5 protein-coding genes are annotated in these 8,514 nt (G+C 64.5%); all 5 read right to left on the reverse strand.

Features of this window, described 5'->3' with window-relative positions; all coding sequences use genetic code 11:
• Nucleotides 1-733 precede the first annotated feature (733 nt).
• The 5 genes from nagE to AD663_RS04835 are packed head-to-tail and all read right to left on the reverse strand — an operon-like array spanning nucleotide 734 to nucleotide 7,897.
• The gene (nagE, locus tag AD663_RS04815) at nucleotides 734-2,449 is read right to left on the reverse strand and encodes an N-acetylglucosamine-specific PTS transporter subunit IIBC (RefSeq protein ID WP_003178388.1); all 1,716 of its coding nucleotides are present in this window, start codon (nucleotides 2,447-2,449) and stop codon (nucleotides 734-736) included.
• A gap of 33 nt (nucleotides 2,450-2,482) precedes the next feature.
• Nucleotides 2,483-4,996, reverse strand: coding sequence for a phosphoenolpyruvate--protein phosphotransferase (gene ptsP / locus AD663_RS04820; RefSeq protein WP_053213358.1), 2,514 nt, complete (start codon nucleotides 4,994-4,996; stop codon nucleotides 2,483-2,485).
• A 40-nt stretch (nucleotides 4,997-5,036) separates the two neighbouring features.
• The gene (locus tag AD663_RS04825) at nucleotides 5,037-6,059 is read right to left on the reverse strand and encodes an SIS domain-containing protein (protein ID WP_157062704.1); all 1,023 of its coding nucleotides are present in this window, start codon (nucleotides 6,057-6,059) and stop codon (nucleotides 5,037-5,039) included.
• A complete protein-coding gene (nagA, locus tag AD663_RS04830) occupies nucleotides 6,056-7,147 on the reverse strand; it encodes an N-acetylglucosamine-6-phosphate deacetylase (RefSeq protein ID WP_003178394.1) in 1,092 nt (363 codons plus the stop codon). Before nagA ends, AD663_RS04825 begins: the two co-directional genes overlap by 4 nt.
• 18 nt (nucleotides 7,148-7,165) lie before the next feature.
• Complete coding sequence (locus tag AD663_RS04835; RefSeq protein WP_053213359.1) at nucleotides 7,166-7,897, reverse strand: GntR family transcriptional regulator; 732 nt, start codon at nucleotides 7,895-7,897, stop codon at nucleotides 7,166-7,168.
• Nucleotides 7,898-8,514 lie beyond the last annotated feature (617 nt).

Genomic DNA, 8,514 nt, shown 5'->3' on the forward strand with positions numbered 1-8,514 from the left:
TCGCGCCCCAGCGGGAGCAAGCTCCCTCGCCACGGGGGACTGTGTTTTTCCAGAGAGTGGTGTGGATCACAGGTTGAACAACACAAATCATCTGTAGGGAGCTTGCTCGCGATAGCGATTCACCCGTGTACACAGAACCCCGTGGCGAGGGAGCTTGCTCCCGCTGCGCAGCAGCCCCAATCACACTCTGGTAACTCGGTGTGTCTGGCAGATCCAGGGGGGGGGCTTCGCGCCCCAGCGGGAGCAAGCTCTCTCGCCACCGGGGGGCTGTGTTCTTCCAGAGAGTGGTGTGGATCACAGGTTGAACAACATAAATCATCTGTGGGAGCTTGCTCGCGATAGCGATTCACCTGTGTACACAGAACCCCGTGGCGAGGGAGCTTGCTCCCGCTGGGCTGCGCAGCAGCCCCAATCACTCTGGCAACTCGGTGTGTCTGGCAGATCCAGGGGGGGCGCTTCGCGCCCCAGCGGGAGCAAGCTCCCTCGACACCGGGGGACTGTGTTTTTCCGGGGAGTGGTGTGGATCACAGGTTGAACAACATAAATCATCTGTGGGAGCTTGCTCGCGATAGCGATTCACCGGTGTACACAGAACCCCGTGGCGAGGGAGCTTGCTCCCGCTGGGCTGCGCAGCAGCCCCAATCACACTCTGGCAACTCGGTGTGTCTGGCAGATCCAGGGGGGCGCTTCGCGCCCCAGCGGGAGCAAGCTCCCTCGCCACAGAGATTGGGGTCTAGGCTTTTACATCCGTCCTATGGCTCAGCACTGCCTCTTCCAACGCCTGCCACAACCCCGGTGCTTTCTCCCCCAGCAGCAGGTGCCAGACGCCACCGTCCAGCGGGCTCACCCCTTGGCAGCCCAAGGCCTTTAACTGGCCTTCGGACAACCCTTTGCCATCGGCCAGTCGCACCCGCAAACGGCTCATTGCCACGCATTCGACTTGCAACACATTGCTACCGCCGCCCAAGGCATCCAGCCATTGTTGCGCTTCGGTCCCGGACACGGCGGTTGCTGTGGTCGGTTCAACCACAGCGGCCGCAGGCCCAGCGGCAGGGTGGTCGGAGGAAGGCAGTGCCAGGCGAATTTCATCGGCGATGCTATCGGCCATCGGTCCCACCACCACCTGCAAGCTCCCGCCATTGCCGGGGCGCACCACGGCCATGGCGCCCAGGGCCTTGAGTTGTGCGTCGGACACCTTGTTGCGATCCACCATGTCCAGGCGCAGACGGGTCGTACAGGCACCAACCGTGATCAGATTGTCGGCACCGCCAAGTGCTTCGATGTAGGCCCCGGCCCGCTGGTTCTGCGCGATGGCCGGTTTGTCCCCGGCCGGAATATCTTCGCGGCCGGGGGTTTTCAGGTCGAAGCGGCGGATGCAGAAATCGAACACCGTGTAATAGATCACGGCATAGACCAGCCCCACCGGCACCACCAGCCAGCCGTTATTCGACTTGCCCCAACCGAGCACCATGTCGATAAAACCGCCGGAGAAGGTAAAGCCCAGGCGGATGTTCAGCAGGTCGGTAATCGCCATCGACAGCCCGGTGAGCAAGGCATGCAACAGGAACAGCAGCGGCGCGAGGAACATGAAGGCGAATTCGATCGGTTCGGTAACGCCGGTGAGGAACGACGTCAGCGCCATGGACAGCAAGATCCCGCCCATGACCTTGCGCCGCTGGGGCAGCGCATTGCGGTACATCGCCAGGCACGCGGCGGGCAGGCCGAAAAGCATCACCGGAAACATGCCCGTCATGAACTGGCCGCCGTTGGGGTCGCCGGCGAAGTAGCGGGTCAGGTCGCCGGTAACCACCGCGCCGGTGTGCGGGTCGGTGAAGCTGCCGAAGATGAACCACGCCATATTGTTGAGGATGTGGTGCAGGCCCGTGACGATCAACAGGCGGTTGAACACCCCGAACACGAAGGCACCGAAACTGCCGCTTTCCATCAGCAGGGCGCCGAAGTCGTTGATGCCCTGTTGGATCGGCGGCCAGATCAGGCCGAACACCACGCCCAGGCCCACGGCACTGAAACCGGTGACAATCGGCACGAAGCGCCGCCCGCCGAAGAACGCCAGGTATTCCGGCAATTTGATGTCCTTGAAGCGGTTGTACAGTGCACCAGCCATCAGACCGCTGATGATCCCGGCAAGCATGCCCATGTTGATGCTCGCATCGAGCACCTTCAGGGTGGCGATCATCACCAGGTAACCGATGGCCCCGGCCAGCCCCGCCGTACCGTTGTTGTCCCGGGCGAAGCCCACGGCGATGCCGATGGCGAAGATCATCGCCAGGTTGGCGAAGATCGCCTGCCCGGCATCATGGATGATGGCGATGTTCAACAGATCGGTGTCGCCCAGGCGCAGCAGCAGGCCGGCAATCGGCAGGATCGCGATGGGCAACATCAGCGCCCGGCCTAGGCGTTGCAGTCCTTCGATGAAGTGCTGGTACATGGCGTCTCTCCCTTTATTGTTCTTCGACGAGGCTTAGCCCAAGGGCCAATGTTGATGGCAGGCGCGCCTCACGGCATCGGCACTGCCCAGGTTCAGCAATTCGGCGCTGAGGCGAGCGCACTGGACGGCGTCTAGATGGCGCACGCGATCCTTGATCTCACCGATCTGCGGCGGGCTGACCGACAGTTCCCGCACACCCAGCCCGATCAGCACCGGCGTCGCCAGGGGATCGGAAGCCAAGGCGCCGCACACCCCAACCCAGCGGCCGTGTTTCGCCGCGCCGGCGCAGGTCTGGGCGATCAGCCGCAGCAACGCCGGGTGCAGGGCATCGACCCGGGCGGCGAGGCCGGCGTGGTCGCGGTCCATGGCCAGGGTGTATTGGGAAAGGTCGTTGGTGCCGATGGACAGGAAGTCCGCCTGCTCAGCCAGTTGTTCGGCCAGCAACGCAGCGGCCGGCACCTCGATCATCACCCCCAGTTGCGGACGTTCGTTCACGCCCATTTCGGTGGCGAGGGCTTCGAGGCGCTGGCGGATGTGTAGCAGTTCATCGACTTCGGTCACCATCGGCAACAGGATCCGGCACCGGTTCAGCGGGCGGGTTTGCAGCAAGGCCCGCAGTTGCTGATCCAAAAGTTGCGGCTGCACCTGCGCCAGGCGAATGCCCCGCAAGCCCAGCACCGGATTGGCCTCGGTCGGCAGTGGCAGGTAGGCCAGTTGCTTGTCGCCACCCACATCGATGGTGCGGATGATCACCGGCTTGTCGCCCATGGCATCGAGCACGGCTTGATAGGCCTGGCGTTGTTCCGCTTGGTCCGGCGCGGTGTGACGGTCGACGAATAGAAACTCAGTGCGCAACAAGCCTACGCCGTCGGCACCGTTTGCCAAGGCCTGGGCCGCATCGACACTGGACGCGACGTTGGCCGCCACGTCCACGGTGATGCCGTCACGGGTTTGCGCCGGTGTGTGGGCGAGGGCGTGTTGTTCGGCGCGTCGGGCCGTGCGCTGGGCTTGTTCGTGACGCACCTGGGTCAGGCGCTCGGCACTCGGCGCCAGTTCGAGGCGGCCACCGTCGGCGTCCAGCACCACCGAGGTGCCCGGTTCGCGGCCAAGCAAATCGTCACCCAGGGCCACCAGGCACGGCAGGCCCTTGCCTCGGGCCAGGATCGCCACGTGAGAGGTGGCGCCTCCCTCGGCCATGCACACGCCGGCCACGCCTTGGGCACTGAGTTGCAGCAGATCCGATGGGGTCAGTTCCTGGGCGGCGACAATGGCGCCCGGCGGCACGTCGAATTGCCAGGCCTCACCCAGCAGCGCCCGCAGGACCCGTTGGCGCAGATCGCGCAAGTCATTGGCGCGCTCGGCCAGCAGCGTGTTGCCCAGTTGCTGCAACACTTGGCACTGAGCATCGATGGAACGGCTCCAGGCGTGCGTCGCGGCGCTGCCCTGCTCGATGAAAACTCGGGCGGCATCCAACAGCAGCGGATCCTCCAGCAGCGCCAGATGTGCGCTGAAGATTGCTTCTTCATCGCGATGGCGTCGGGCCCTGGCGTCGTCCAGCGTGAGGCGGATCTCTTGGCTGACATGCTCCAGGGCATTGCTCAGGCGCCGGCGCTGGTCTTCGATATCGTGGCCGCCGGGGTCAGGCGGCAGTTGGATGCCCTTCAACCGAACCAGCGGGCCGGTTGCCAGGCCAGGGGCGGCGCACACGCCGTGCAGCACGCCGTCTTCAGCGGCTCTACGGTGCGGGTTGGTAGGCGGCGCCACGGCCTGGGTTTCTTCCGCCAGGGCTGTGGACAAGGTTGCCAGCAAGGCTTGCAGCGCCGCCTCGGCATCGCTGCCACGACTGCTGACGTGTACTTCGGCGTGCTCGGTGACGGCCAGGCCCATCATCCCCATCACGCTGTCGCAAGACGCCGACTTGCCGCCGAAATGCAGGTGCGAGCGGCTCTTGAAGCCCTGGGCGGTCTGGCGAATCAGCGCCGCCGGCCGGGCGTGCAGGCCGCCGCGATGGGCGATGCGGACCTGGCCGAACACTTCGAGGCTGACGTCCTGCTCTTGATCCTGCGTCCGGTTCGACGTCTTGGCGAGGATGTGCAGCAGCGGCTCGCCGACTTTCACCGCTTTTAGCGTGATGGGCCGCGCCTGGAAATGCTCGCCGTTGGTGATCACTAGCAAGCTGACCAGGCTCTTGCAGCGCTGCGCCACCTTGTCCAGGTCGTAGCGCAACAGCGGCTGGCCGTGGCTGACCCGCGCGCCTTCCTTGACCAGCATGGAAAAGCCGTCGCCCTGCAACTCGACGGTGTCCAGGCCCAGGTGCAGCAGCAGTTCGGCGCCATTGTCGGCCCGCAGGGTCACCGCGTGGCCAGTGCGGGCGACGTGAATCACTTCGCCGGCGCAGGGCGCATAAAGCGTGTCGTTCAGCGGGTCGATGGCAATCCCGTCGCCCATGGCACCGCTGGCGAACACCGCGTCCGGAACATTGGCGAGGGTGAGCACCGGGCCGCTGAGCGGGGCGCTGAGGGTCAGCTCTTTATTGTTGTTGGGCATGGGCTCGCTCTCTTCAAACGCTTATCTAAAAATCAGCAGGTCAGTGCGTACGCGTGACCTTGCTCAAGTGCCGCGGCTGGTCGGGGTCCAGGCCTCTGGCCACGGCCAGGCTGGCGGCCATGCCGTAAAAGCTCTGGATCGCCAGGATCGGGTCCAGGGCCGGGTGCTCAGCGCGGGTCAGGGTCAGGTCGCGTTCGGCGATGTCATCGGGCGCCGCCAACAGCACACGGGCGCCGCGCTGGCGCATGTCCGCGGCCAGGCTCAACACGCCGGCCTGTTCGGCACCGCGCGGAGCGAAGACCAGCAGCGGGTAGTTTTCATCGATCAGCGCCATCGGCCCATGGCGAACCTCGGCGCTGCTGAAGGCTTCGGCCTGGATCGCCGAGGTTTCCTTGAACTTGAGCGCTGCTTCCTGGGCGATGGCGAACCCGGCGCCCCGGCCGATCACCATCAATCGCTGACAGTCGCGCAGGGCTTCGACGGCGGTGTGCCAATCCTGGCGGGCGGCCGCGCGCAAGCCGTCGGGCAGGGCATCGCCGGCCTCCAGCAGTTCGGCGTCGTCTTTCCAGTGGGCCACCAACCGCGCACTGGCGCTGAGGGTGGCGATAAAACTCTTGGTGGCGGCGACGCTGCTTTCGACGCCGGCACACAGTGGCACGCTGAATTCACACGCCGCTTCCAAGGGCGAATCGGTGGCGTTGACCAGGGCCACGCTCAAGGCACCGCGTTTGCGCAACAGGCGCAGGCTGTTCACCAGGTCCGGGCTTTGTCCCGATTGGGAAAACCCGAACGCCACCTGGCCGCTGACTTTCAGCGGCGCCTGTTGCATGGTCACCACCGACATCGGCAACGAGGCCACCGGCAAGCCGAGTTGCTGCATGGTCAGGTAAGCGAAGTAGCTGGCGGCGTGGTCGGAACTGCCGCGGGCGACGGTCATCGCCACTTGCGGCGGCTGACGGCGCAGGCGTCCCGCAATCTCCAGCAAGGCCGGGTCCAACTGTTGCAACTGGCGTTCGACGGCTTCGAACGAGGCCAGCGCCTCCTCAAGCATTTTGGAAGTCAAATGGCTTCTCCTTCGACCATCACGTCGGTCAGGGTCAGGGAACGGTCAAGGCGCACGCAGTCGGCCCAGGCACCCGGTTGCAAGCGACCGCGTTCGGGCAGGCCGAGGTAGTCGGCGGGGAATTGCGACAGGCGCTGGGACGCTTCGGCGATGGGCAGGCCGATTTTCACCAGGTTGCGCAGGGCCTGGTCCATCGTCAGGGTGCTGCCGGCCAATGTGCCATCGGCCAGCCGTACACCGCCCAGGCACTTGGTCACGGTGTGGCTGCCCAGCTTGTATTCACCATCCGGCATGCCGGCGGCGGCGGTGGAGTCGGTGACGCAATACAGGCACGGGATCGAACGCAGCGCCACGCGCATGGCGCCGGGGTGTACGTGCAGCAGATCCGGAATCAACTCGGCATATTGGGCATGGGCCAGCGCCGCGCCGACGATGCCAGGTTCGCGGTGATGTAGCGGGCTCATGGCGTTATACAGGTGGGTGAAACTGGTCGCACCGGCCGCCAGTGCCGCGACGCCTTCTTCGTAGCTGCCCAGGGTGTGGCCGATCTGCATGCGCACGCCGCGAGCGCTGAGGGCACGGATCAAGGCATCGTGGCCGGCGATCTCCGGGGCGATGGTAATCACCCGGATCGGCGCCAGGGCCAGATAAGCTTCCACCTCGGCCATCAGCGCGGTGTGGGCGAAATTCGGTTGTGCACCAAGCTTGCCGGGATTGATGTAGGGGCCTTCCAAGTGCACGCCCAAGACCCGGGCGCTGCCGCTCGGGCGCTGTTCACAGAATTCGCCGAGGGATTGGAGCACCTGGGTGATCTCTTCGCTGGGCGCGGTCATGGTGGTGGCCAGCAGCGAAGTCGTGCCGAAACGCACGTGGGTGCGGGCGATGGTTTCAAACGCCGCGGCGCCTTGCATGATGTCCTTGCCGCCACCGCCGTGCACATGCAGGTCGATGAAGCCGGGCAGCAGGTAGGGCAGGTCATTGCTGGATGGATCGCAGGGTTGGCCTTCGACGGACACGACCCTGCCGTGCTCATGTAGCAGGCGGCCGCGAACCCAGCCATTGGCGGTGAGGATGTTGTCTTCGGACATGAAGGATTCTCTGGTCGTCTAGCGCCGCAGCTCTGCGACAAAGTCGTAGTAGTCGTTGCGGCAATAGGTGTCGGTGACTTCGATGGGGGTGTTGTCTTCCAGGTAGCCGACCCGGGTCATCAGCAACATCGCGGTACCGGGGGCGATGCCCACCAGGGCGGCGAACTCATCCGAGGCGTTGATCGCCTGGATGTGTTGCAGGGCGCGCACCACGGGCTTGCCGATGCTGTCGAGAAATTCGTAGAGCGAATCGCCAATCGCTTGCGGCTTGGGAATGATCGAAGCGGGCAGGGTGCTCATTTCGATCGCCATGACCGTGTCGTCGGCTTTGCGCAGGCGCTTGAGCCGCGCGACTTTGTCGGTGGGCGACAGGCCCAGGCGGATCAATTCTTCGTGGGTCGGCGGGGTGATGTCCCGCTCCAGCCATTGGGACCCGGGCACAAAGCCCTTGAGCCGCAGCATCTCGCTGAAGCCGCTGAGGCGGGACAGCGGTTGTTCCAGGCGCGGGGTGATGAACGTGCCCGAACCCTGGTTGCGGCGGATCAGCCCTTGGTCGAACAACACCTCCAAGGCTTTGCGCGCGGTAACCCGGGAAATGCCCAGTTGCTCGCTCAAACTGCGCTCGGACGGCATCGCCTGCTCGGCTTTCCACTGGCCAGCATGAATCGCCGTCTCCAGGTTGCGCGCCAATTGCAGGTACAGCGGCGTGGGTTGGGTGTCGTCGGGGCGCAGGGCCAGGATATCGTTCATGTGGGTGTCCGATGCGGTTGTTGAGTTGTTGTCGCCCGGTAAGTGGGGTGGAAGCTAATACCACTTGAATACCATGTCAACGCTGCTTGGCCTGGGTTTAGACGGTTTTTTGGAGGGTTTCGGTGGGGTGGGATTAAAGTGGTATTAGAGGGCGTCGATTCGAAGGCAAAGAGTGCCGCCTGTGATGATGGTTGTCGAATGAACTGGTATTCATCCGTAGGCAATTTCTGACGGCGCGCTTTTTTGAAATTATTTTTCGATGCCGACCGGCGGTCACCCGAGACGGGGACTAATGGGTCTTTGTGGCGAGGGAGCTTGCTCCCGCTGGGGCGCGAAGCGGCCCCTGAAACCTGACAACCCAGTGTGTCAGGCAAGTTGAGTTCGACTGCCTTGGGTCTGCTGCGCAGCCCAGCGGGAGCAAGCTCCCTCGCCACATAGGCAGTGGCCTGTCAGATCCGCCCGGGTAGCGTTCCGGGCAGGGGGGCGATGAGGCCAGGTCAGGCAACGAAGATTTGCTGCCGGGCCAGAAAGCCTTTGTGGCGAGGGAGCTTGCTCCCGCTGGGGCGCGAAGCGGCCCTAAAACCTGACAACCCAGTGTGTCAGGCAARTTGAGTTCG

Origin of the sequence: Pseudomonas sp. Q12-87, assembly GCF_001269755.1 — a bacterium.
GTDB lineage: Bacteria > Pseudomonadota > Gammaproteobacteria > Pseudomonadales > Pseudomonadaceae > Aquipseudomonas > Aquipseudomonas fluorescens_S.

Bases quoted from the DNA above. Each gene is read 5' to 3' on its own strand.
- nagA (WP_003178394.1), bottom strand. From the start codon at position 7,147: ATGTCCGAAGACAACATCCTCACCGCCAATGGCTGGGTTCGCGGCCGC.
- nagE (WP_003178388.1), bottom strand. From the start codon at position 2,449: ATGTACCAGCACTTCATCGAAGGACTGCAACGCCTAGGCCGGGCGCTG.
- ptsP (WP_053213358.1), bottom strand. From the start codon at position 4,996: ATGCCCAACAACAATAAAGAGCTGACCCTCAGCGCCCCGCTCAGCGGC.
- AD663_RS04835 (WP_053213359.1), bottom strand. From the start codon at position 7,897: ATGAACGATATCCTGGCCCTGCGCCCCGACGACACCCAACCCACGCCG.